Origin of the sequence: Prosthecobacter sp. SYSU 5D2, from assembly GCF_039655865.1 — a bacterium.
Taxonomy (GTDB): domain Bacteria; phylum Verrucomicrobiota; class Verrucomicrobiia; order Verrucomicrobiales; family Verrucomicrobiaceae; genus Prosthecobacter.
This window is the reverse complement of sequence record NZ_JBBYXL010000009.1, coordinates 80,894-103,925: the sequence shown is the minus strand read 5'-3', so window position 1 is coordinate 103,925 and position 23,032 is coordinate 80,894. Positions and strand designations below refer to the sequence as shown.

The 23,032-nt window shown below is 59.8% G+C and carries 16 protein-coding genes; 10 read left to right on the top strand and 6 right to left on the bottom strand.

Annotated features, from left to right (window positions below; genetic code table 11):
* Window positions 1-256 precede the first annotated feature (256 nt).
* The 7 genes from WJU23_RS16385 (at window position 257) to sigJ (ending at window position 9,643) form a co-directional block, all read left to right on the top strand.
* Window positions 257-1,723: a DUF3482 domain-containing protein gene (locus tag WJU23_RS16385; protein ID WP_346333683.1), complete on the top strand. Its 1,467-nt coding sequence runs from the start codon at window positions 257-259 to the stop codon at window positions 1,721-1,723.
* A gap of 637 nt (window positions 1,724-2,360) precedes the next feature.
* On the top strand, window positions 2,361-4,634 hold the full coding sequence (locus WJU23_RS16380) for a PQQ-binding-like beta-propeller repeat protein (RefSeq protein ID WP_346333682.1): 2,274 nt from the start codon (window positions 2,361-2,363) through the stop codon (window positions 4,632-4,634).
* Between the two features lie 27 nt (window positions 4,635-4,661).
* Window positions 4,662-6,293, top strand: a complete 1,632-nt coding sequence (locus WJU23_RS16375; RefSeq protein WP_346333681.1) for a PQQ-binding-like beta-propeller repeat protein — start codon at window positions 4,662-4,664, stop codon at window positions 6,291-6,293.
* A 117-nt stretch (window positions 6,294-6,410) separates the two neighbouring features.
* Complete coding sequence (locus WJU23_RS16370) at window positions 6,411-6,797, top strand: hypothetical protein (protein WP_346333680.1); 387 nt, start codon at window positions 6,411-6,413, stop codon at window positions 6,795-6,797.
* Window positions 6,798-6,907: 110 nt separating this feature from the next.
* On the top strand, window positions 6,908-7,501 hold the full coding sequence (locus WJU23_RS16365) for an HAD family phosphatase (RefSeq protein WP_346333679.1): 594 nt from the start codon (window positions 6,908-6,910) through the stop codon (window positions 7,499-7,501).
* Between the two features lie 232 nt (window positions 7,502-7,733).
* Window positions 7,734-8,759, top strand: coding sequence for an SgcJ/EcaC family oxidoreductase (locus WJU23_RS16360; protein WP_346333678.1), 1,026 nt, complete (start codon window positions 7,734-7,736; stop codon window positions 8,757-8,759).
* Window positions 8,760-8,764: 5 nt separating this feature from the next.
* Window positions 8,765-9,643, top strand: a complete 879-nt coding sequence (gene sigJ, locus WJU23_RS16355; protein ID WP_346333677.1) for an RNA polymerase sigma factor SigJ — start codon at window positions 8,765-8,767, stop codon at window positions 9,641-9,643.
* Window positions 9,644-9,708: 65 nt separating this feature from the next.
* On the opposite strand, the gene WJU23_RS16350 is transcribed toward sigJ, so the two are convergent.
* The 6 genes from WJU23_RS16350 to WJU23_RS16325 form a co-directional block, all read right to left on the bottom strand.
* Window positions 9,709-12,390: a protein kinase gene (locus tag WJU23_RS16350; protein ID WP_346333676.1), complete on the bottom strand. Its 2,682-nt coding sequence runs from the start codon at window positions 12,388-12,390 to the stop codon at window positions 9,709-9,711.
* A 114-nt stretch (window positions 12,391-12,504) separates the two neighbouring features.
* Window positions 12,505-13,584: an ABC transporter ATP-binding protein gene (locus WJU23_RS16345; RefSeq protein ID WP_346333675.1), complete on the bottom strand. Its 1,080-nt coding sequence runs from the start codon at window positions 13,582-13,584 to the stop codon at window positions 12,505-12,507.
* Between the two features lie 59 nt (window positions 13,585-13,643).
* On the bottom strand, window positions 13,644-13,919 hold the full coding sequence (locus WJU23_RS16340; RefSeq protein WP_346333674.1) for a hypothetical protein: 276 nt from the start codon (window positions 13,917-13,919) through the stop codon (window positions 13,644-13,646).
* Window positions 13,920-13,936: 17 nt separating this feature from the next.
* Window positions 13,937-15,883, bottom strand: coding sequence for a biosynthetic arginine decarboxylase (speA, locus tag WJU23_RS16335; RefSeq protein WP_346333673.1), 1,947 nt, complete (start codon window positions 15,881-15,883; stop codon window positions 13,937-13,939).
* A 137-nt stretch (window positions 15,884-16,020) separates the two neighbouring features.
* A complete protein-coding gene (locus tag WJU23_RS16330) occupies window positions 16,021-16,965 on the bottom strand; it encodes an Rpn family recombination-promoting nuclease/putative transposase (protein WP_346333672.1) in 945 nt (314 codons plus the stop codon).
* A 24-nt stretch (window positions 16,966-16,989) separates the two neighbouring features.
* The gene (locus WJU23_RS16325; protein ID WP_346333671.1) at window positions 16,990-19,752 is read right to left on the bottom strand and encodes a PVC-type heme-binding CxxCH protein; all 2,763 of its coding nucleotides are present in this window, start codon (window positions 19,750-19,752) and stop codon (window positions 16,990-16,992) included.
* A gap of 147 nt (window positions 19,753-19,899) precedes the next feature.
* On the opposite strand from WJU23_RS16325, the gene dnaB reads away from it, so the two are divergent.
* The 3 genes from dnaB (at window position 19,900) to WJU23_RS16310 (ending at window position 22,953) form a co-directional block, all read left to right on the top strand.
* Entirely contained in the window at window positions 19,900-21,435 is a 1,536-nt protein-coding gene (gene dnaB, locus WJU23_RS16320) for a replicative DNA helicase (RefSeq protein ID WP_346333670.1), read from the top strand.
* Between the two features lie 219 nt (window positions 21,436-21,654).
* Entirely contained in the window at window positions 21,655-22,494 is an 840-nt protein-coding gene (locus WJU23_RS16315; protein WP_346333669.1) for a ParB/RepB/Spo0J family partition protein, read from the top strand.
* Between the two features lie 24 nt (window positions 22,495-22,518).
* Window positions 22,519-22,953, top strand: a complete 435-nt coding sequence (locus tag WJU23_RS16310; RefSeq protein WP_346333668.1) for a nuclear transport factor 2 family protein — start codon at window positions 22,519-22,521, stop codon at window positions 22,951-22,953.
* Window positions 22,954-23,032 lie beyond the last annotated feature (79 nt).

Genomic DNA, 23,032 nt, shown 5'->3' with positions numbered 1-23,032 from the left:
GTGCATAGATCGTGCCACGGCCCCGAAGTGGCGACTCGGAAATTAAAATTTATTGAAAGAAACTCAAGTTCGCGGCGGTGGTGCCGTCTGATGCAGCAGCTGGCCTGATGGAAGAGCTTCAACTTTAATCATGCGTGGCGAAAGGCGCGGGATTTCAGCCGTCCTCCTGCAATGTTATCTCCACAATAATAATAAAAGAACTCATCGCTTTTCTTGCCAAGATGGTCGGATTGTTTCACAACCTTCTCTCGATACCATGCCACCCCCGCCAGGCATCGCGCCCCCAGCATCGGACATTGTTACGCTCAGCCTCATCTCGCACACCAATGCGGGCAAGACGACGCTGGCCCGCACGCTGCTGCGCCGTGACGTGGGCGAGGTGCGGGATGCCGCGCATGTGACGCTTTTTAATGAGTCTTACACCCTGCTGGAGGAGGAGGCCCGTCTGCTGCGGCTGTGGGACACGCCCGGCTTTGGTGACAGTGCACGGCTGCTGAAACGGCTGAAACGGGAAAGCAATCCGGTGTTGTGGTTTCTGTCCCAGACCTGGGACCGCCTCACGGACAAACCTCTCTGGTGCAGCCAGCAGGCGCTCAAAAATGTGCGCGATGACGCGGATGTGGTCCTTTATCTGGTCAATGCCACCGAGCCGCCGGAAGTGGCCGCCTACATCGCCCCGGAGATGGAAGTGCTGGGCTGGGTGGGCAAGCCGGTGCTGGTGCTTCTCAACCAGACCGGCCCTGTCCAGGATCCGGCTGCCGAGTCGGCGGAGATGAATGCCTGGCGGGAACATCTCAAAACCTTTCCGCTCGTCCACGCCGTTTTGCGCATGGATGCCTTCGCCCGCTGCTGGGTGCAGGAGGACCGCCTCATGGAATCCCTGGCGGCACTGGTGCCGGAAACCAAGACTGAACCGTTCAAGCATCTCAAGCGTGCCTGGCATCAGCGCAATGTGGACGTTTTTAACAAGTCATGCCGGGTCATCTCGGAATTGCTCACCGCCGCTGTGGTGGATGGCGTGGCGGTGCGCAATGAAACGCTGCTGGAGCGTGTGGGTATTGGCCGCACGGAACTCAACAAAGAGTACCAGGAAGCACGGGAGAAACTGGCTGTGCAGCTTGCAGACCGCATCACCGCAGCCACCAATTCACTGATCCGTCTTCACGGTCTGGAAGGCGAGGCCGCAAGGGCCATGGGTGCCCTGGCGCAGGACCAGTTCCATGCTCCGCAAAAGGTGCCGGAGGCCATCTGGAGTGTGGTGGGCAGTGTCGCCGGTGGAGCCATGGGCGGACTCATCGCCGACTTGAAGATGGGCGGCATGACCTTTGGCGGCGGCGCTTTGGCGGGTGGTTTTCTCGCGGGCCTTGGAGCGTATGCTTTGATCCGCAGTTATAACCTGGTGCGTGGCGGCGACCAGCGTCTGCACTGGTCGCGTGAGCATTTCCGTGAGCAGGTGCGTCTGGCCATGCTTACCTATCTGGCGGTCTCACACTTTGGCCGCGGACGTGGTGAATGGCAGGAGAGCGCGGAGCCTTCTCACTGGAACAAACTGGTGGATGAAGTGCTGGATGAGCATAGCGATGGCGTGGACCGTTTGTGGAAGGAAGGTGTGGAAAAGGAAGTCCTGCCGGATGCCCTGTCAAAGTCGGCACTGCCTCTCGTCAAAGACTGCCTCTCATGCACACTGGCCCGTCTCTATCCCGATGTGAGCATTGATGTCTGAGCGCTTCATGGCTCACTGCATCGCCTGAAGAATGGTGCGAGATGAAGGCGCGTCACAGGACAAGAATAAAGAGTTCTGATGGCGAAGATGCCCGTGAGTACAAAGATGGATTGCTCACGTTCCGACACCCAAAAAAAAGAGACCCCCCGGCATGCGGAGCCGAGGGGTCTGTTTTTTAGCGATCCAGCAACCAACAACAGTGAGGATCGTTGGCACGAAAGTCTTAGCTTGAGGAAAGCTGCAACATCGTGGCCTGCCAGGTCAAGCCTCAGCAGACGCCCAGAGGTTAAAAAGTTTTCTCCACCGCGTCAACCCAAGGGGTTGTTTTTTGCAAAAACGGGATGAATTCTCACAATTGAGAGCCTGTTTATGCCGAGAAACTCTGATAATTTTAGAAGAAAGTGACTTGACACGCCTGTGGGTAACTCACTGTTCATGTGAATAAGTGCAATAACTGCAACGCAAAAAACGCGTTGTCACGCACAAGTGTGTTCAGAAAGATGCAGAGATCTCCCGTCGTTCACTCTGTCTGCCCCCAACTCTCATTTCGTACAGCTACATCAGTCACCGAAACTGATTGAAGATGTGCCGGACGCGCTGACGTTGAAGGCTCACACCCCAGCCAGGAATTTTTCACATGGTCCCCCATCGCTTTTATCGCACTGCTTCTTGGTCCGCACTTGCGGCGTCTCTTCTGACACTCTCTCTCCAGGCCAATGACTGGCCGACCTGGCGCGGCCCGCTGCAAAACGGCGTCAGCCTGGAGCATTATACCAATGCGGGCAAACTGCCTGATGCTCCCGCCTGGACCTACGACGCCCGTGGTCGTGGCACTCCGGTCATCTTTGAAGACAAGGTCATTCTGTGGGGCTATCGCGGAGAGACCTCCGACCTTGTAGAACTCCTCACGGTTCTGGATGCCAAGACTGGCAAGAAAATCTGGGAGGTGGAGATCGCCGATTACCTCAGCGATTCCATTTACAATCGCTACTCCATCGGGGCGCCCACGGTGGATCCTGAGACCAAGCGCATCTACCTCTGCAGCAATGCAGGCGTCTTTGTCTGCTATGAGATGGACGGCAAGAAGGTCTTCGAAATCCCCCTCATGGAGGAATATGGCCGCCTGACCTTCCCGAACGCCCGTGTGGGCAGCCCGGTCATCGAAGGAGATGTGGTGATGACCCATTTCATCTTCTCCAACTGGGGAGCTGACGGCCCCGCTGCGGACCGCATCTATGGCTTTGACAAGAAGACCGGCGAACTCGTCTGGTGGTCCCGCCCCGGCATTGTGCCGCCGGTGGACAGCGCCTTCTCCACACCCGTGCTGGAAACGCGAGACGGCAAGCGCGTGGCCTATTTCACCACCGGCTGCGGCCATGTTGTCTGCGTGAACACCCGCAACGGTGCTGCCTACTGGAAGATGCCCATCAGTAAAAACGGCGTCAATGCCTCCGTCGCACTGCATAAGGGTAACAAGCTCATCGCCATCCATGCCGATGAAAACATTGATGCTTCCGACAAAGGCCGCATGATCGCCATCAAGCTGCCGGAAAAACTCGTGGCCGCCGAAGGGCCTGAAAGCACCGTGCTGGAAGGCGCCGAGCTCTGGCGCCTGCCCTTGGGTGCCACCAGCAGTTCTCCGGTCATCGTGGGTGACATGATCTATCAGCTCACCGATGGCGGCGAGCTCAACTGCATCAACGCGGAATCCGGTGAGATGCTCTGGAAGAAAAAGCTCAGCAATGCCAACCTGCATTCCTCACCCCTCTATGTGGACGGCCTGCTCTATTGCCCCATGATGGAAGGCAAGGTGGTCGTGGTGAAGCCCGGCGACAAGGATGCAGAGATCGTCCAGGAGATCAAACTGGATGGCCAGTGCCTCGGCGCACCTGCCGTCTGTGATGGCGTGCTTTACGTCACCACGACAGAGAAGTTTTACAGCTTTCCGATCCCCAACAGCGGCATCAAGGTGGATGAAGCACCGGTGGCCGAGATCCCCAAGGCGGGCAAAGCCACCGCGCTGCAGATCATTCCTGCAGAAGTCGTGCTCATGGCCGGTGAAAAGCAGGCCTTCCGCATCCGCAGCGTGGATGCCAACGGCTTCGTCGTGGATGAAAACGTCAAAGGCGTAAAATGGGAATCTTTCATCCCCCCAACCGCCCGCGTGAAGGCCAGCATGGATGCCAAATTCAATGAGGCAGGCGAACTTGTCGTGGCAGCCGATGCCAAAGAAAGCGCTGGTGCTTTCAAGGCCACCGGACCCGATGGCATCACCGGCACCATCCGTGGCCGCGCTCTGAAAAACCTGCCGATGACGGAGGACTTCGAAGGCTACACCCTCAATGAAGACCAGCCCAATGAAGGCGTGAAGTTCTCGTATCCGCCGCTTCCCTGGATTGGGGCCCGCTTCAAGTTCGACATCCGTGAGTATGAGGGGAACAAAGTCTTCGCCAAGACCTTTGACCGCCTGCTGTTCCAGCGCGGCACCGTCTTCGTCGCCCCGTCCCACCTGTCCAACTACACCATGCAGGCGGATGTGCTGACCGAAGGCAGCGCCCGTCTGAAGTCCGACATCGGTTTCATCAACCAGCGCTACCTCATCTGCCTGCGCGGCAATGCTAACAAACTGGAAGTCAGCTCCAACCCGGAGCGCCTGAAAGTGGAAGGCAATTTCAAAGTCTCCGCCAACACCTGGTACACCCTCAAGACCCGCGTGGACGTCAATGAAGACGGCAGCGGTGTGGTCCGTGGAAAAGTCTGGCCAAAAGGCGAGGCCGAGCCAGAAGCCTGGACCGTCGAAGCCAAGGTGGAAAAAGCCCACAAGCAGGGCAGCCCCGGCATCTTCGGCTTCAGCCAGATGAACCAGAAGCGCGTGTTCATGGACAATTTGAGCATCACACCGAACAAGTAACTTCGTACCTTGTCTTTACCCTTTCACATGAAGCTAAAAACCACCCTCCTCCTGGCACTCATCAGTGCCACAGCACTCCAGGCAGCCGATTGGGCCGAATGGGGCGGCGGCAAGACCCGCAACATGGTCTCCGACGAAAAGAACATCCCTTCGGATTTCAGCCCTGGCACCAAATACGGCCCCAAGGCCGCACCCAAGATCGCCGGACGTCTCCGCCCCAATGCTGAACAGGCCAACAAAGGCCCTGGCGCTGAGGACATCGAGATGAGCACCACCAAGAACTGCCTATGGGTGGCGAAGCTCGGCTCCCAGACCTATGGCACGCCCATCATCGCCGACGGCAAAGTCTATATTGGCACGAACAACGAATCTCCGCGCGATCCGAAGAACGTCGGCGACCGTGGCATCGTCATGTGCTTTGACGAAAAGACCGGCGACTTCCTCTGGCAGCTCGTTTCCCCCAAGATGGGCAGCGGCAAGGTGAATGACTGGGAATACCTGGGCATCTGCGCCAGCCCCACCATCGTCGGCAACCGCGCTTATGTCCCCGGCAACCGCTGCCAGATCATCTGTCTGGATGTCGAAGGCATGGCCAATGGCAACGACGGCATGAAAGAAGAGGCCGCCTTCATGGCCGTGCCGGACAAGGACGGCAAGCTCACCCCCATCGAGCCCGGTGCCCAGGATGCGGACATCATCTGGGTGTATGACATGTACAAGGAGCTGGGCGTTTTCCAGCACAACGCCACCGCCGGTTATCCCCTCGTGGTGGACGGCAAGGTCTTCGTCCCGACCTGCAACGGCGTGGACTGGACGCACACCAACATTCCGTCTCCTCAGTCCCCCAGCTTTATCATGCTGGATGCTGAAAACGGCACTCTCCTAGGCGAGATGGACCACGTGGCCAGCGAGCGCGTGCTGCATTGCTCCTGGTCCAGCCCGACCTATACGGAGGTGGATGGCAAGCCGCATATCATCTTCGCCGCCGGTGACGGCTGGGTCTATTCCATGGCCCCGGAAACCGAGAAGAAGGACGACTTTGACATCCTCAAAGAATACTGGCGCTATGATGCCAACCCGCCTGAATACCGCAAAAACGAGGCCGGCGAGCCGATCAAATACGTCGAGTACGACGGCCCCAGCGAGATCATCGGCACCCCCGTGGTGTATGAAGGCCTCGTTTATGTGGCCATCGGCCAGGACCCTGAGCACGGCGAAGGTGTGGGCATGCTGAGCTGCATTGACCCCAAACTGACCGGCGACATCTCCGGCAAGGCCGTGTGGACCTTCAAGGGCATCGAGCGCTCCATCTCCACCGCCGCCATCAAGGACGGTCTGATTTACATCCCGGACTATACCGGCCGCCTGTTCTGCCTGGATGCCAAGACCGGCAAGGAATATTGGAAGTTCGATACCAAAGGCCACATCTGGGCCAGCCCCCTGGTGGTGGACGGCAAAGTCTATATCGGCAACGAAGAGGGTGAGCTGTTCATCCTGGCTGAAGGCAAGGAAATGAAGGAACTCAACACCATCGAGTTTTCCTCCCCGCTGTTCGGTGGCCTCGTCGCTGCCAACGGCTGCCTCTACGTCGCCACCAATACCCACCTGTATTGTTTCAAAGAAGGCGGCAAGCCTGTCGCGGCTGCCGGTGCTGAATAAGCTGTCGCAGATCGTTGATTAAAATTACGGGGCCGGGGGAGCAATCCTCCGGCCCTTTTTATAACAAGCGCATCAATGCAGGGAATCATCTAGCGGGCCCTGCATGCACTCAATCCAATGCTTACACTTACTTTGATCCTTGCCGCTTCGACGGATGATTACTATAATGCCCGGCTCTGGGCTTGCCGATTTATTCTGCTGATTGGAGGACTGGGATGTTGCGGAGTTCTGTTTGCCTGGGAGCAGATGCAGAAACGACTCGGCTTTATGTTGTATTGGAGGAGGGGGCGCATTCGTTGGTTTCGTGCCTCACGTCTGGGGGCTTTTATCGGCGCATTGACTGCGGTGCTGCTGGGGTTGGTGATGCTGGCTGATACTAACAAGTGGGATCGCCCCCAATGGATGGAGGACTGGTTTCTTGTCTGGGTTGTTGTTTGGGGCCTGGTGATTGTCAGCGTGTTCATCCATGACTATTTCCTCCATGTGAACCGGGACAGGGAGTGACAGTCAAGTGAACTGAATGTCTGGGGCGGATGGCTTTTCGCGGATTCTCTTCCCTTAACCTCGGCGTTCGACATTCTGCCATCTGGGGGTAAAATGGATTTCTCCAACTCATGCTCGAGATTCCTGACTATCCCTTTCAAGCCTACATCTTTGACTGCGACGGCACCCTGGTGGATTCCATGCCCCGGCATTATGAAGCCTGGCTGGCGTCACTGAAACTGCACAACGCGCCCTTTGAGTTCACCGAAGAGTTTTTTTATGCGCGTGCCGGTGTGCGTGAGCAGGATGTGGTCATCGAACTGAATGCCCTGCACGGCAGCACGGTGGATCCCGATGCCGTGGCGGAATCCAAGGTGGAGATGTTCCTGAAAATCATCCCGCAGATGGAGGCCATCAAGCCGGTGGCCGACTTCGCCCGCTCCCTGGAGGGAAAATTCCCCATGGCCGTCGCCTCCGGCAGCGAGGAGATCATCGTGCGCGGCTGCCTGGCAGCCAGCGGTCTTCTGCATCTCTTTCCTACCATTGTCACCCCGGCGTATGTGAAGCGTGGCAAACCCGCGCCGGACATGTTCCTGCTGGCCGCTGAAAAGATGGGCGTGGACCCGAAGGAATGTCTGGTGCTGGAAGACGGCCAGGCCGGCATCGTCGCCGCCGAGGCGGCCGGCATGCAGTGGGCCTTCGTCCCCCGCACCCTGCGGGGCTAAGGCACATGATGAAACTGTAAGCAGTAGAGATCAGCTGTCAGATCAGTGGTCAGCGGGAATCCTGTCACGATAGCTTAGTGTGGCATGTGCACGGTGAAGTTTGTCTCTTCCTGCCCGGATCTCATCTTGATGCGTCTGCCATGGGGCTGGACAATTTTCACTTTCTCACCTTCGGGCAGGCGGAAAAATAAATCCTGTCACACATCGGGGGCCTGTCTCGTCAGGGGGGTGCATGAGAACACTGTTGAGAATTGACGCAAGCATCAGGGCTGAAGGATCGCACTCGCGGGCTTTGGGGGATCATTTTGAAAAACGCTGGCTGGAGGCGCATCCGGAGGGCCGTGTAATGCGGCGGGATCTGGCGCGGGAGCCGGTGCCGCATCTGAATGCGGTCACGCTGGCTGCGTTCATGGGGCAGCTGGTGGCGGATGGGGAGACGGTGTCTTCGATGGCGCTGTCGGAGGAGCTGATCTCGGAGCTGGAGTCTGCGGATGAGGTGCTGGTGAGCACGCCAGTTTATAATTTTGGCACGCCCTCGGCGCTGAAGGCGTGGGCGGACCATGTCATCCGTGCGGGGCGGACTTTCACGATGGATGAGAAGGGCTTTCACGGGCTCCTGAGCGGAAAGTCTGCGTGGATCCTCACAGCACGAGGAGGGGTGGGGCCGCTGTGGCCGGACTTTCAGGGGCCGCTGCTGCATTCGGTTTTTCGCATCCTGGGGTTTGACCGTGTGCAGTGGACGGCGCTGGAGGGCACGATGCTGGGGCCGGTGCAACTGGAGCAGGCGATGACACGGGCCTGGGCGGACGTGGAGGTGTGGTTCCAGCCTGGGCCGCCGGCGGACGGCATCGAATGGCGCGGCCTGTTCACGGCGCAGGACCGGGCGGAGATCGCGGCGCTGCGGGAGGGGCAGGTGCGGGCGATTTTAAAGGGGGATGCGGCGGCTTATGCCAGGCTGGTGACGGATGACATTGTGCTGATGCTGCAAGGGCGGGAAATGGTGACGGGAAGAGAGGCCTTTCTGCGCTGCGAGACGGACCTGCTGGCAGGGACGCGATTTATTACCTTGCAGCAGAATCCGCTGAGGATCGAGCGGGATGGTGTACTGGCGGTCGAGACGGGCAGCCAGGAGTCCGGGGTGGAGGCGGGAGGGGCGGAAACGGGGCATTACCAGGCCCGGCGGAAATACACGCATGTACTCCGCAAAACCGAAGACGGCTGGCGTTTTGCCGTTCTGATGTCAAACAACAGCCAGTGAGACCGATGGAAGAACAAGCCCGCCTTTTTGAGCAGCACCGCAGCCTGCTGTTGGGGATCGCCTACCGCATGACGGGCGTGCTGGCGGAGGCGCAGGATGTAGTGCAGGACACCTGGGTGAAATGGAGCCGGGCGGAGCTCGCAAAGGTGCGGGATGCCCGTGCCTGGCTGGTGACAGCCTGCAGCCGGCAGGCGCTGGATGTGCTGAAGTCCGCCAGGCGGCGGCGGGAGAGCTACTGCGGTGTGTGGCTGCCGGAGCCTTTTCATGAGACTACAGAAGACGGTGGTCCGGTGGCCGCAGGCGTGGATGAATCCGTCTCCATGGCGCTGATGCTGGCGCTGGAAAAGCTTTCGCCTGCGGAGCGTGCGGCTTTTTTGCTGCACGATGTGTTTGGCCACGAGTTTGATGAGATCGCGGTGATCCTGGGCAAGTCCGGACCGGCCTGCCGCAAGCTGGCCTCGCGTGCGCGGGCCGCTGTGCAGGCGGCGCGGCCTAGGTTTGAGACCAGGGTGGAGGATCATCAGCGGCTGCTGGAGGCCTTTCTGAAAGCGGCTTATGCGGGGGAGTTGCAGGAGCTCAAGTCACTGCTGGCGGAGTCTGTGGAAATGCGCTCGGACGGCGGCGGCAAAGTCTCTGCCCTGCCGGATATCATGCGTGGGGTGGATGCCGTGGCGCGGTTCCTTGTCGGGGTGATGCATCATCGTCCGCAGGCGCATGAAGGCCGCAGACTGGTTCCGTGCCGGTTCAATGGCGCACCGGGCATCCTTATCCATGAAGGCGGCCGCCTGGTCACCGCGCTAACCATTGATGTGGAGGCGGGACGCATCCAGGCCATCTATGCCGTGCGGAATCCGGACAAACTGCGCGGGCTGGAGGGTGTTTGAGGAGCTTTTTGTTATTCCGCGTGGAGGGCCAAACATATTTGAACCTGAGTGACTCCAGGCGGGGCTTACAAAGCCTTTACCACCAGACGCTGCACGCGGAACAGCTCCCCTTCTGCGGGAAGGGTCTTGGCGCGAACGCGCAGGCGGTAGATGCCGGCTTCCTGGACTTTGATGCTGCCCACGACGAAGCCTTTGAAATCGTTGGCACTGTCGGTCTTCACGACGGAGGTCAGCAGGGTCTGGCCGGCCAGCAGGATCTCATAGGTGCCGAGCTGGTCATTGGTGTGGGATTGATAGAGGGCGATCTCGTATTCACCGTTGGCGGGTACTTCCACCAGCCAGGAGGCCCAGTCGCCCTCCTGGGTCCAGTTGATGAGCGCGCCTTCTTCCTGGATGAGAGTGCCGCCCAGGCGGTAGTCGGCCTTGTCGGCAGGGAGGGTGGCGCTGCCACCGGGGGGGATGGAGATGACCTGCTCGAGCTTGTCGCGGAAGGCCTTGGCCAGGCTGCGGGCCTCGCCCTTCAATGCGGCATCTGAACTCTTGGCGAATTCTTCAAAAAAGGTGGCGGTGCCGGGGGCAATGGTCCGGCTTAGCACGCTAAGAATGTAGCGCTTTTCGACATCGCCTTTGGCATTCGCATAGAGGCTCTGGCCATGGACAAAGAGCTGCTGCTGGGAGCTGGGGCCGGGTTTGCTGATGAGCTCACGCGCAGCCAGCAGGAGGTAAACGCGGCATTCTTCATCCGTTTCATCCGGGAAGCGGGCAGTGATGGCGGCGAGGGGTTCGTGGGTAGGGTATTCTGCCAGGATCATGATGGCCGCGAGGCGGATCTTGGCAGATGGATCTGAGATGGCCTCACTGACGATGGCCAGGGTCTCATCCCCGCCGACACGGGTGAGGACATTGAAGAGCAGGGTGCGGGTTTCGGCGCGGTCAGTAGCCCTGCGGAAGGCCTGCAAGGTATGCTGGGTGGCCGCCGGGCGGTCCATGGAGGATTCAATGGCGGTGATGAGAGCCTTCTCGATGTATTCGTGATCCCGTTTGTTGCTGCTGCCCAGGAGGTTCAGCACCTGGGGCATCTTATCTGCGGGGGTGATGCGGCCCAGCGCGGTCCAGGCGGCCTGGCGCACATCTCCCCGCTTGTCACTTGCCAGCTCCAGCAGGGTGTCAAAGGCGCCTGCACTGCGCCGCTGGCCGATGACCTGGACCAGCCGGGCGCTGACCGGATAGCTTTTCACCTTTTCCAGATGCGCGTTGAGGATTTCATTGATGTAAGAGCCGCCCTGCAGCTTGGACAGGGCCCTGGCTGCAGGCTCCTGGTGGGTGGGGTCGGCCAGGAAGTCCAGCAGCATGCGCACATCCACATCGGAGCCGACCGCCTGCTCGCTTTCGCTGAGCTCGACCAGCCGCTGTTCGCGGGATTCACGACCAGCATATTTGAAGTAACTGACGAGGGCGAACTGGGCGATCAGGATGACGACAAAGGCGGTGATGATGAGTTGCAGGTTGGCCCGGCGCTTTGGCTTGCCTTTTCCAGGTGTCGCAGGCATCCGGCGGGAGCTTGGGAGATCCTCTGATGAGTGGGTTTCATGGTAGGCCTGGGGGGGTGCCAGCGGAGCCACGGGGGCGGCACTCAGCGCGGGCGCATGAACGGGTGCGGCTGGGACATAGTCTTCTTCTTCCGATACATAGGCGGGGGTGGGCGGCGACTCCGGTTCCGGTTCAATTTCTGGTTCTGGCGCAGCTTCAGATGCCATATCTCCTTCGGCTTCTGTTTGTGCATCAGCTTCGATCAGGGCGGCATGCTCAGGTTCCTCCTCATCGGGTGCAGCCTCCAGGACATGGGCCTCTTCTTCAGCCTCCTCCACCACCAGTGCCGCAGGCAGTTCCTCCTCTTCCAAAATCATATAGGCCGGCTCCTCCACACCGCTGGCGGTCTGAATCTGCAACTGGGTCCCCAGGCGGCGGAAGGCGGCGAGGGCATCTGTCGCATTGGCGGCACGATAAGCAGGCTGGATGCTCATCAGTTGTTCTACCCAGGCACAGAGCCCGTCACTGAGATCCGGGCGCAGCTCTCCCAGCGGTTCTTTGGGCGGATACAGATGCGCGGTGATGACCTGATGCCTTTGCTCCCCCGGAAAGGGATATTTGCCCGTGAGGGCAAAGTAATAGATGCAGCCGAGGGCATAGAGGTCGGTGCGCACATCCACATGACCGCTGCCAAACTGCTCTGGGGCCATGAAGTGGATGGAGCCGATCATGGAATCCTGCTGTCCGCCCTGGGGCGGAAGCTGCTGGGACAGGCCGAAATCAATGAGCTTTACCTCAAACTGGCTGTGCTGGTTCCACGGCAGCATGATGTTTTCAGGCTTCAGATCCCGGTGGATGATGCCCACCTCATGGGCTGCCGTGATTGCATCCAGGGTCTTCATGACGAGTAACCGGAAGTCGGGGATGGAGAGCGGTCCGTGGGAGGTCACCTGTTTTTCCAGGGACTCGCCCTTGATCATCTCCATGACCATGTAGGCGCCTTCTTCATCACTGTCATATTCATGGATGGTGACGATGTTGGGATGGCGAAGGGCGTAAAGGGAGCGGGCTTCGCGCAGGAGGAAGTCTTTCATCACTGCGCCACCGTTGAGGCGCTTGATGGCGACATCCCGACTTTGCGCATTGTCCCAGGCATGCAGAATGCTGCCGCTGCCGCCAGTGGCGAGTGTGGAGATGATATGATAACGTTCTTTCATGAGCGGGGGGCAACTAACTGCCTGATGGAACCGGAATATCCAGCCAGGACTCAGTAACACCGCATGATAACGTAGGCAAAGGGGCAGATAATGCTCGCACTCGAACCCCTGCGGTCATTCTCCTTTGAGCATCACCACATCCTGCGCCTGGACCATGGCTCTCACTTGGGCCATGGAAGCGGTCATGATCTGGCGTGGATTGGACTCGCTGACTTTGATTTCCGTGCCGTCGGCCATCCGCAGCAGGTAGAGCGCCGTGGAACCCAGATAAGTGGTGTCTGCGATCTGCCCTGGGAAGTGGTTGGGGGAATCCAGGAGCTGGCCAAAGGTCAGAGCCTCTGGCCGGATGGAAAGCAGCACCTTCTCCCCATGCTGCGGCTGCCAGTCCGGGCTGCTGGTGCGGGCCCGCAACGTGGTGAAGGCTGTTTGCACCTCATACCCGCCATCGCTGCTGCGGGCTTGTACGATGCCGGGGATGAAATTGCTTTCCCCGATGAAGCCGGCCACCATACGGGAGGCAGGGTGACGATAGACTTCCTCCGGAGTGCCCAATTGGGCCAGCTGCCCCCCGTCCATGACGGCCAGGCGGTCTGCCATGCTGAGTGCCTCATCCCGGTCATGGGTAACGTAGATGGCCGTGAGGCCGGACTCCTTGCAAATACGCCGGATCTCCGTGCGCATCTCATGGCGCAGTTTGGCATCCAGATTGGACAGCGGCTCATCCAGCAGCAGGCAGCGCGGCCGCACGACGAGTGCACGCGCCAGGGCCACACGCTGCTGCTGCCCTCCGGAAAGCTGGGAAATGCGTCTGGCCCCCAAACCGCCGAGCTGGACCATCTCCAGCGCCTCCGCCACCCTCTGCTCAATCTCCTGTCGGGGACGCTTGCGCTCCTCCAGTCCAAAGGCCACGTTCTGTGCCACGTTCAGATGAGGCCACAGGGCATAGCTCTGGAACATCATGGCCGTACCACGCTTGTGAGCAGGCAGGCGGGTCACATCCTCCTGGTCAAACAAGATCTGTCCGGCATCGGGCTTGTAAAAGCCGGCCAGGTGCCGCAGGAGGGTGGTCTTGCCACAGCCGCTGGGACCGAGCAGGAAGAAGAGTTCGCCCTGGCCGATATCAAGATTCACCCGGTCCAGAACCGTCTGGCCGCCGAAGCGTTTCGTGAGATCACGGATGGAGATGGAAACCATACGGCGACTCTTCTAGGCCAGGGGGGCAGACTCGGCAAGCCGCCAGCGCAGCAATCCGTTCAATCTGGACGGAAGTAGGGATCTTTGAAGTTCTTCTTTGATTTGACGACCGGGGCTGACTCAACCTCCGGGCTCTCCAGATTAACGGTGCTGTCTGTGGCGGTCCTTTCAAATTTGGGCAGGCCGAACAGGAGTGGTTCAGTCTTGTCAGTGGCAGCTGAGGCGGTACGGTTTCCCTGCATCTGACGCTCATATCTGGCCCGCTCGGCAGCCGGGAAGCTGATGCAGGAAAGGAGTGAAAACAGGCAGGACAGGGAGAGCAGGCAGCGCATCATGCGAGGAAGAACAGGGGTTACGTTTCAAAATAGGTATAGCCTCGGAGCCCTGCATCGTAAGCACCCATGATCTCGCGCCGTTCGGCGGCCGAGATGCGCTTGGAGACGACGGCGCTTTCCGCGAGGTTGCGGAAGCGGGTGGACAGATCTTTGGGATCGTATTCCACGTAGCTGAGCACCTCGGAGACACTGTCGCCTTCCTGCTCACGGCGGTATTTGAGCTTGCCGTTCTCGATGCTGACGCTGACGACATTCGTGTCGCCTAACAAATTATGCAGATCTCCCAGGGTCTCCTGGTAGGCGCCGACGAGGAAGATGCCGAGCATGTAGTCCTCGCCTTTTTCAAAGTCCGGATCATGCAGGGGCAGGCTGCCGCAGATTTCACCGCTATGGGCGAATTTGTCGATTTTGCCATCGCTGTCGCAGGTGATGTCCGAGAGGACGGCATTGCGCGTGGGTTTTTCCTTGAGGCGGTGGATGGGCATGACCGGGAAGATCTGGTCAATGGCCCAAAGGTCAGGCAGGCTCTGGAAGACGCTGAAGTTGCCGTAATAATAGTCCGTCATGACGGTGCTCATGCGCTCCATCTGGCTGCCGTCGTGACCGACGGCTTCCAGATTGGCGGAGATCCAGGTCATGATGTCCCAGTACATTTCCTCGCCCTGGGAGCGCTCGCGCAGGGCCACTTTGCCGTAGTTGAACTCGCTGCGAAGCTTGTCGCGGTAATAGACGGCGTCGTTGTAGATTTCCTGCACGCGCTCACGGGTGAGCTTTTTGGTGTCTTTTTTGTACTCTTCGCGCAGCTCGGCCAGGTTGTGAAGGGGCTGGGGCGCATCTTTCTTCAGCTCGATGTTGCCACGGCCAGGCTCGAAGCGGTTCACATCCAGGATGTTGATGACCAGGACGGAGTAGTAGGCCACCACGGCGCGGCCGGATTCCGTAATGATGTCCGGGTGCGGCACACCGGCCTCGGCGGTCACTTCGGTGATGGCCTCAATGACATCGGCACAGTATTCTTTGGTGCCGTAGTTGCTGGAGGCGGATGAGGCGCCTTTGAGGCCGTCATAGCTGATGGCCAGGCCGCCGCCGAGATCCAGGATGCCCATGCGGGCACCTTCATGGACTAAGCCGCAATAGACGCGGGTGGCTTCCGTCACCGCCTGGCGGATGGCGCGGATGTTGGGGATCTGAGAGCCCTGGTGGTAATGAAGCATCCGCAGGCAGTCCAGCATGCCCTGGTCACGCAGGCTGTCCACCACGCCCATGAGCTGGCTGATGTTCAGGCCGAAGACGCTGGCGTCCCCGCCTGAGCCGCTCCAGTAGCCGGCGCTTTCCGCGCTGAGGCGGAAGCGGACACCAAGGGTCGGACGCACGCCCATTTTCTTGGAACGCTCCAGGATGAGGGCGAGTTCGCTGGGCATTTCCAGAACCAGGATCACCTGCAGACCCATCTTTTGGGCATTGAGGGCCAGGTCAATGAACTCCTCGTCCTTGTAGCCGTTGCAGACGATGTAGGCCTCCGGGTCATGCATGTAAGCCAGAGCGGCGATAAGCTCCGGTTTGCTGCCGGCTTCCAGGCCGTAGTGATACTTGCGGCCATAGCGGGTGATCTCCTCAATGACCTCCTGCTGCTGGTTCACCTTGATAGGATAAACGCCGCGATAAACGCCCTGATACTTGCCCTCGCGGATGGCGGAGTGGAAACCTTCGTTCAGCTCGTCAATGCGCCAGCGGAGGAGATCGCCAAAACGGATGAGCACCGGGAGCTGGGTGCCGCGCTCACGCAGACCCTTGACGATTTCAGAGAGGGAAACCGGCTTCGGTTTCTTGCCATCTTTCAGGTTAACGACGACCTCGCCTTTGTTGGAAATGTCGAAGTAACCGTGGCCCCACTCGCGAATGCCGTACAAGTCGGCGCTGTCGTCAATGGTCCAAGGGGTGGTTTTAGGGGGGCGGCGTTCCATGTCAGTCTGAGCGCGCGATTATGGGGGCAATCACGCGGATGAAAAGTGAAAGTGTGCCCCGAAGCGGGATTGTTGTCTGCGGATAACGCAGTGTAATGGGCCTCAATCGCGGCTTTTAGCCTCTTAGAAGCCGTATGTTAGAGCCGTTTAAACTCCGTTTTATAGCGCTGTTCCAGCTCCTCAAATCGGGATTCAAGCTCGGAAGTGCTGAGTCCCGCCAATTCCGCATCTGTAGAAACAGGAAGCCCCATCAGCGTCTGCAGCAGTTGCAGTTTGCCTTCAGCTTTGCCTTCAGCTTTACCTCGAGAATGGAGTTTTTGAGCGATGGACATGGTGTTTTCCCTCAGTTCGTGGTTCAATTCCAAGGTATGGGCGATCTCCTCGACGTCAAGATTGGTATCGGCGTGGAGGGCGTAGAGGAGGCTGAGACGGAGGAGGTCCTCGGGCATGGATTTGAGGACGATCTCTGTGGCCATCCAGGTGAAGAACTCGATCAGCTTTTTCTCACGGGCCAGCTTCATGAGCTGGAGCACGACGCGCATCTGGGTGTCTGTTTCCTCCGCGGCGGGATCGAAGAGACTGAGGTCCAGCAGGGCGTGGCGGAATTTGGGGAGGAAGGGCAGCAGGGCTTGCGCCTGTCCCTCCGGCAGCTCAAAGAGGTCTTCGAAGGCGGTGGAAGGGGTCCAGCGTAGAGGCCCTTGGTGCAGGACGAAGGGGATGACGGGCGGCAGCGGCAAGCCGTGCGCCTGCTCATGCTGCTGGAGAATCTCCAGGACATACCCGAGCAGCCGCAGGGGCATGAGGGGATCCGGCGTGGTCTGATGCTCGAACAGCAAGTAAAGGAGGGCCTCCTTTCCGCCCATGTCGGCGGAAAAAAGGAGGTCTGAGTGGGTCTGCTGAAGGTTCTGTTTGACGAAGGAGGCGGGAAGCAGGGCCAGTGTATCCCAGTGGATGCCCTCCACGATCTCAGCGGGAAGGTGCTGGCGGAAGAAAGTCGCCGCATAGACTGGCTGGGAGAAGACCTCCTTGAAATAGGCGTCGTTAGGCTGGCTGGCCAGCAAGTCTTCGTCCGGCTCGATCATCAAGACTGGTGAGATTGGGTGATTTTATTCCGCCTGGCGCATGTAGGAGACGATGTCGGCGATGTCCTGGGCGGTGAGACCGAGCTGGGAGGCGCTGAGCATCATGGAGCGGTCCATTTTGGTGCGTTTGGCGATGCGGTTTTTGGGCACGAACTGGGTCTGGCCGCCCATGCTGCGGACGATGAGGACATCTCCGTCCGCGAGGACCATGCCGTGGATTTTGATGCCGTCTTTGGTCAGGATCTCCATGCCGTCGAAGCCGTGGGCGATGTCTTTGCTGGGGTCAATGATGGCCTGGGCGATGATGTCCGTAGGCTGGCTGAGCCCCCAACCCTGGAGGCTGGGGCCAAATTCCACGCCCTGGCCGTTGATCTGGTGGCACATGACGCAGCGGACGATGAGCGAGGAGCCGTTTTTGGGATCGCCTTTGAGTTTGAGGACTTCCTCCAGTTTCACGTGGCTTTCCGGAGCGGGCGGGATTTCGATGGTGACGAGCTTGATGGCATCGGGGTCAAAAATGCCCTGGGCCTTGAGCTCGCTGGCGATGTTGTAATCCGTCCAGTCATTGGTGCTGCGGTTGATGAGCCACCACATGACGTCTCCGTGGACGGGAGATTCCTTGTCCTTGGCCACGGCCAGCATGGCCTGGGCGGCGGCGGGGGCGTTGGTAAAGGCCAGGGTGTCCACGGCGAGCTTGCGCTGGGGGGCGGAGAGCTTGGCGGACATGGCGCGGGTTTTGACGTCCTCAATGGCTGCCTCGGGACGCAGCCGCCAGGTGGCCTGGGCGAAGGCGTCGCTCCATTCTTCAGCCTGGGTGCCGTTGCCGGCTTTTTTCAGAGCGGCCCAGACTTCGGCCTCCTTGCCTGTGCAGCCGATGCCCCAGGCCTCCAGGTAGGAGCGGTCTTTGCCGTTGTAGCGCTTGGCCAGCTCCACAAGGATGTTGCCGCTCTGAGCAAACGGGAGGTCGCGCATGGCGATGGCGACTTCGCTACGGACGGCGGCGGAGCCATCGGCGGCCATGCTGTTGCACAGGTCCAGAATATCGCCCCCGGCGGCGCGGAGGGCGCGGAAGGCGACGAGGCGCTTGGTGGCATCGTCGGATTCCAGCCAGGGTCGGATGCGCAGGGAGGCTTTTTCACCCATCTGGGCCAGCAGCCAGACGGCGCGAGCGGCGAGGTAAGGGTCTTTGTTTTCCCGGAGGGAAGTGATGGCGGCGAGGGCTTTGTCACCCTGCTCCTTCAGTTTCACAAAACCGCTGTGGCGGACATTGGTAGCGGGGGATTTCAGGGCGGCGAGCTGGCCTTCGGTGCTGCCAAAGCTGATGACTGGAACTTGGGGTTTAAAACCCTTCGGAGCGATGCGGTAGATGGTGCCGCTGCAGGTCTCATCCGTGTCCATGTGGCCGCCGGTGCGCTTGTCGAACCAGTCGCTGATGTAAATGGCACCGTCGGCACCCACGCAAACATCGCTAGGGCGGAAGAGGGTGTGGCGCTCGTCGGACATGTTGTCCTTGCCGCCTACGAAGTCGCTGCCTTTGAAGACGCCGGTGGTGTTGGTGGTGCAGAAGTCAAAACGCTCCAGCTTGAAGCCTGCGCCGTCCGGCTTGGGCAGGTAACCGAAGACGACGTTACGGCCGGTTTCGCAGCTCAGCAAAAGGCCTTTCCATTGGTCACCCAGGGCACCGTTTTCATAATAGCACATGCCGGTGGGCGCACCGCCGCCATAGACATCTCCAGCGGGGATGATGCCAGGGTCTTCCTGGCGCCATTCGGCGATGGCCGTGGTCTGACCGGGGCGCTTGTCGGCACGCCACTGGCGCTTGCCGTCGGCGGAGAAGAATCCGAAGCTGCCGCCTTCGATGAGGTGGCTGACGCGGCAGGCCGGCGGATCGTCATTGTCATTGAGGAACATGTCGCCAAAGGAATTCTTCACGCCTTCGTAGCTGTTGCGGTAGTTGTGGCCCAGAACCCGCGCATTGTGGCCGCTGGGGTCAATGCTGGCGGTGAAACCACCGACGTAAACGTGGCCGTCGTCGCTTTTTTCGCCGGTGTAGGTGTTGTTCAGGTAGCCGCCGCCGATGCGGAAAGTGTTGCCGCTTTTGTCGCTGAACTGGGCACCGCAGTTGCCGTTGCTGAAGTACCAGCGGCCATCCGGACCGGCATAGACGGAGTGCAGGGAGTGGTCATGCTGGGGCTGCTCAAAGCCGGTCAGAAAGACCTCCCGCTTGTCCACGGCGGGGTCGAATTTCAGGTTCCGGTCCACATCGGTATAGACGATGATGTCGGGGGTGTTGGAGACGACGATGACATTGTCAAACACGGCGACGCCCAGGGGGCACTCGAGTTCTTTTTCGCGGACGAAGACGTGGGAGGAATCGGCCTGGCCATCACCATTGGTATCTTGGAGCACGCGGATGGCGTCTCCCTCACGGCTGCGGCCGCTGTTGCGGCGGTAGTTCACCCCTTCGGCCACCCAGATGCGGCCAGCGTGGTCCACATCCATGTTGGCGGGGTTAAAAAGCATGGGGGAGTTGGCCCAGACGCTGATCTCCAGACCCTCGGGCACCTTGAACATGCTGGTATCGAGATGCTCCGGGGTGACCTTGGCGGGATCAAAGGCGGCGACGGCGGGATCCGGGGTGAAGGCTGGCTTGCCGGGGGTGAATTCTTTGGCCGGGCGGGCGGGTTTCACCGGACGGGCCTCTTTGACAGGGCGATCAGGCTTCGCGGCGAAAGCGGTCGCCGAAAGGAGGGCGATGAGGGCTAGGGCAGAGGTGGGTCGGAGCATGAGGGCGATGGGAACGAGTAAGTTCCGTCGCATCTTACGACGTGGCAGAAGTTCGTGACCAGCCCAGAGTTTTTCACAAAGCGAACTAAGTTATACACAGATTGCTGTCATTGCATCGGGGTGGGCATCGGTCATTGATAAGGGGACATGGCAGAATCCGTTTCCAACCTTGTCCAGGCAGCCGCAGCTTTGGGAGAACTCTCCGAAAAAGCTGCGCCGAAGCCGCAGGCCAATCCCTTTGGCCGCAAGCGCAATGAGATCCCGACGGCGGAGGAGCTGCTGGCGAACATCAACCGGGCGCTGCCGTTCAGTGATGAAGCGGAAAAAGGCGTCATTTCGAGCCTGCTGCAGGACCCGAATGAGCGGCTGAGCGAGAGCCGGGTGACGCTCCCAGCGGCGGCCTTTTACCATGAGGCGAACCGCACGGTGTATGAGATGCTTTTGTCGTTCTACGACAAAAACCTGCCGGTGGACCCGGTGATGGTGACGAATGCGCTGCGGGACCAGGGACTCCTGGACCGGGTGGGCGGACCGGCGATGATCACGGAGCTGTTCACCTTTGTGCCGGTGCCGTCGCACTATAGCTACTACAAAAAAATTGTTCAGGACAAGCACATCCTGCGGCAGATGATTCATGCTTGTTCGCTGAATATTGAGGCCTCCTATGAGCATGGGCGCAGTGAGCTGGAAGCGGACATCAATACGCTGATTGACCATAGCGAGCAGCGCGTGCTGGCGGTGCGGGAGACGATGGCCGGGAAGAGCGACGGCGTGAAAAGCCTGGCATCTCACGTCGCGGAGGCGATTGATTCCATCCAGTACATGCTGGAGCATCCGGGGCAGTTGCGCGGGCTTTCCACCGGCTACAGCAAGCTGGACAGCATGAGCAGCGGCCTGCAGGGCGGGGAAATGTTTGTCATCGCTGCCCGTCCCTCCATGGGTAAGACCTCCCTGGCCATGAACCTGGTGGAGCATGTGGCGGTGGACTGTGACAAGGCTTGTGCGGTGTTTAGCCTGGAAATGAGTGCGACGATGCTGGTGCGACGTCTGCTAGTCTCGCGGGCGCAGCTTTCCATGCAGGACCTGTCGCGCGGGCTGATGTCGCGGGCGCAGATGGATGCGCTGACCAAGGCTACGCGCGAGCTGCAAAAGGCGAACATCCTGATTGATGACACGCCGGGCCTGGACGTGCTGGAGATGCGGGCGAAGGCGCGGCGCATGAAAAAGCAGCACAACATCCAGATGATCATGATTGATTATCTGCAGCTCATGACCTCCAGCAGCCGCCGTGCGCAGGACAACCGGCAGATTGAGATCGCGGAAATTTCAGCGGGCATCAAGGGCATCGCCAAAGAGCTGGATGTGCCGGTGATCGTGCTGGCGCAGCTTAACCGGTCGGTGGAGTCCCGTAAAGGACAGCGGCCGGTGCTTTCGGATTTGCGTGAATCCGGTTCCATCGAGCAGGACGCCGACATGGTGGGTCTGCTCAGCCGTGAGGACTATGCCGGGGGTAAAATGGAAGTGGGTACCGAGGAGGAAGAGGAGCGCAAGAAAGGGCAGGCGGTGCTGATTTTGGCAAAAAACCGTAACGGTCCCACGGACGATGTGCCGCTGCGGTTCATTGATTACGCGATGCGATTTGTGGAGCGGTTTCCTGAGGAGGGTGAGGCGGAATCGCCGTGATGAGGATGAACGGGCGCATTGCATGATGGGGCAGGAAGGAGACTCTACGCTGTGCGCCCTGTGACCCACGTCAGCCAAATCTGACAGCGCTGGGCGCATTCAGGGGTAAAACTCGGTTGCGATTAGGGGAGGAATCTTTAACCTCGCGGCCTTATGGCAAAACCTGCACTCGGAAAAGGACTTGGCGCACTGATCTCGGCACAACCCGCCGGATCAGGCATGCCGCGCCCGCCTGCACTGGCCCAGCCGGCTCCAGGGGATGTGGTCAACCGCGTCGGTCTGGAGCAGATCGTGCCCAGCCCCTTGCAGCCGCGCAAGGAGTTCGTGCAGGAGCAGCTGGCGGAGCTCATGGGCTCCATCAAGGAGCACGGCATCATCCAGCCGCTCATTGTCCGCCGGGTGAATGGCAAGCTGGAGCTCATCGCCGGTGAGCGCCGCTTCCGCGCCTCCCGTGAGCTGGGCCTTAAAGAAGTGCCCGTCATCGTCCGCGATGCTTCCGACAAGGACGTGCTGGAGATGGCCCTCATCGAGAACCTCCAGCGTGAAGACCTCAATCCCATCGAAGAAGCGCGGGCCTATGAGCGCCTGGCCAAAGACTTCTCCATGCGCCAGGAGGACATCGCCCAGCGGGTGGGGAAAAATCGCGCGACGGTGGCCAATACCATGCGCCTGCTGGACCTGGCCTCCCCGGTGCAGAACCTTCTCTCCACGGGCAAGCTCAGCACCGGCCACGCCAAGGTCCTGCTGACCCTGAAGGACGGCGAGCAGCAGGAAAAGGCTGCCGAGGAAATCGTCAAAAAAGGTCTCACGGTCCGCGCAGCTGAAAAGCTGGCCAGTGGCATCCTGAACCCGCCCGCGCCCAAGCCGGTGCTGGGGGACAACGAGGTGAACAGCGCCATTGAATCCGTGGAGCAGCGCCTCATGCATCACCTGACCACGAATGTCTCTGTCAGCCACTCGGAGAAAAAGGGCCATATTTCCATTGATTACTACGGTGTTGAGGATCTCAACCGCCTGCTTTCCCTCATGGGTGTACCGGAAGAGCAGGCTGAAGACTGAATTTCCCCTCAGCCCCTCCTTCTCATGCGTCTGTTGTCCGCCCTTTTGCTGAGCCTTTTCCTCTGTGCCTGCAGCCAGGCCGGTCCGGCGGATGAGGCGGCCATCCAGACGTTTTTGCAGCGTTACTTTTCCACCTGGTCTGCCAAGGACATGACCGGATATGCGGCCTGCTTCCACAGCACCGCGCGCATCAGCTTCGTGCAAGACGGGGGCCAGATGAGCAGCCAGGGCCTGACCGATTTCATCCACGGTCAGAAGCTGGGCCACGAACGCTCCCCCGTGCCCATGACCGAGGTACCCACCGACATCCAGATCACGGGCGATGACCGCGTCTCCCAGGCCGCCGTCCGCTGGAAGCTCACCAAAGGCCGCGAAACCGTGACCGGCACCGATTACTTCACGCTCGTCAAAACCGCCGAGGGCTGGAAGATCGCCAGCCTCGTCTTCTACAACGATTAAAATCCACCGCAGTCCCTTTACTGAAAACCGGACACTGCGAACTGAGCACTCAAGTCCTTTCACCCCAAGACTTCCTCCA

What these genes read in the sequence shown, in the direction of transcription:
- WJU23_RS16340 (WP_346333674.1), bottom strand. Translation starts at nt 13,919, where the DNA reads ATGATGCGCTGCCTGCTCTCCCTGTCCTGCCTGTTTTCACTCCTTTCC.
- sigJ (WP_346333677.1), top strand. Translation starts at nt 8,765, where the DNA reads ATGGAAGAACAAGCCCGCCTTTTTGAGCAGCACCGCAGCCTGCTGTTG.
- WJU23_RS16310 (WP_346333668.1), top strand. Translation starts at nt 22,519, where the DNA reads ATGCGTCTGTTGTCCGCCCTTTTGCTGAGCCTTTTCCTCTGTGCCTGC.
- WJU23_RS16370 (WP_346333680.1), top strand. Translation starts at nt 6,411, where the DNA reads ATGCTTACACTTACTTTGATCCTTGCCGCTTCGACGGATGATTACTAT.
- WJU23_RS16375 (WP_346333681.1), top strand. Translation starts at nt 4,662, where the DNA reads ATGAAGCTAAAAACCACCCTCCTCCTGGCACTCATCAGTGCCACAGCA.
- WJU23_RS16350 (WP_346333676.1), bottom strand. Translation starts at nt 12,390, where the DNA reads ATGAAAGAACGTTATCATATCATCTCCACACTCGCCACTGGCGGCAGC.
- WJU23_RS16315 (WP_346333669.1), top strand. Translation starts at nt 21,655, where the DNA reads ATGCCGCGCCCGCCTGCACTGGCCCAGCCGGCTCCAGGGGATGTGGTC.
- WJU23_RS16330 (WP_346333672.1), bottom strand. Translation starts at nt 16,965, where the DNA reads ATGATCGAGCCGGACGAAGACTTGCTGGCCAGCCAGCCTAACGACGCC.
- WJU23_RS16380 (WP_346333682.1), top strand. Translation starts at nt 2,361, where the DNA reads ATGGTCCCCCATCGCTTTTATCGCACTGCTTCTTGGTCCGCACTTGCG.
- WJU23_RS16360 (WP_346333678.1), top strand. Translation starts at nt 7,734, where the DNA reads ATGAGAACACTGTTGAGAATTGACGCAAGCATCAGGGCTGAAGGATCG.
- WJU23_RS16325 (WP_346333671.1), bottom strand. Translation starts at nt 19,752, where the DNA reads ATGCTCCGACCCACCTCTGCCCTAGCCCTCATCGCCCTCCTTTCGGCG.
- WJU23_RS16365 (WP_346333679.1), top strand. Translation starts at nt 6,908, where the DNA reads ATGCTCGAGATTCCTGACTATCCCTTTCAAGCCTACATCTTTGACTGC.
- speA (WP_346333673.1), bottom strand. Translation starts at nt 15,883, where the DNA reads ATGGAACGCCGCCCCCCTAAAACCACCCCTTGGACCATTGACGACAGC.
- dnaB (WP_346333670.1), top strand. Translation starts at nt 19,900, where the DNA reads ATGGCAGAATCCGTTTCCAACCTTGTCCAGGCAGCCGCAGCTTTGGGA.
- WJU23_RS16345 (WP_346333675.1), bottom strand. Translation starts at nt 13,584, where the DNA reads ATGGTTTCCATCTCCATCCGTGATCTCACGAAACGCTTCGGCGGCCAG.
- WJU23_RS16385 (WP_346333683.1), top strand. Translation starts at nt 257, where the DNA reads ATGCCACCCCCGCCAGGCATCGCGCCCCCAGCATCGGACATTGTTACG.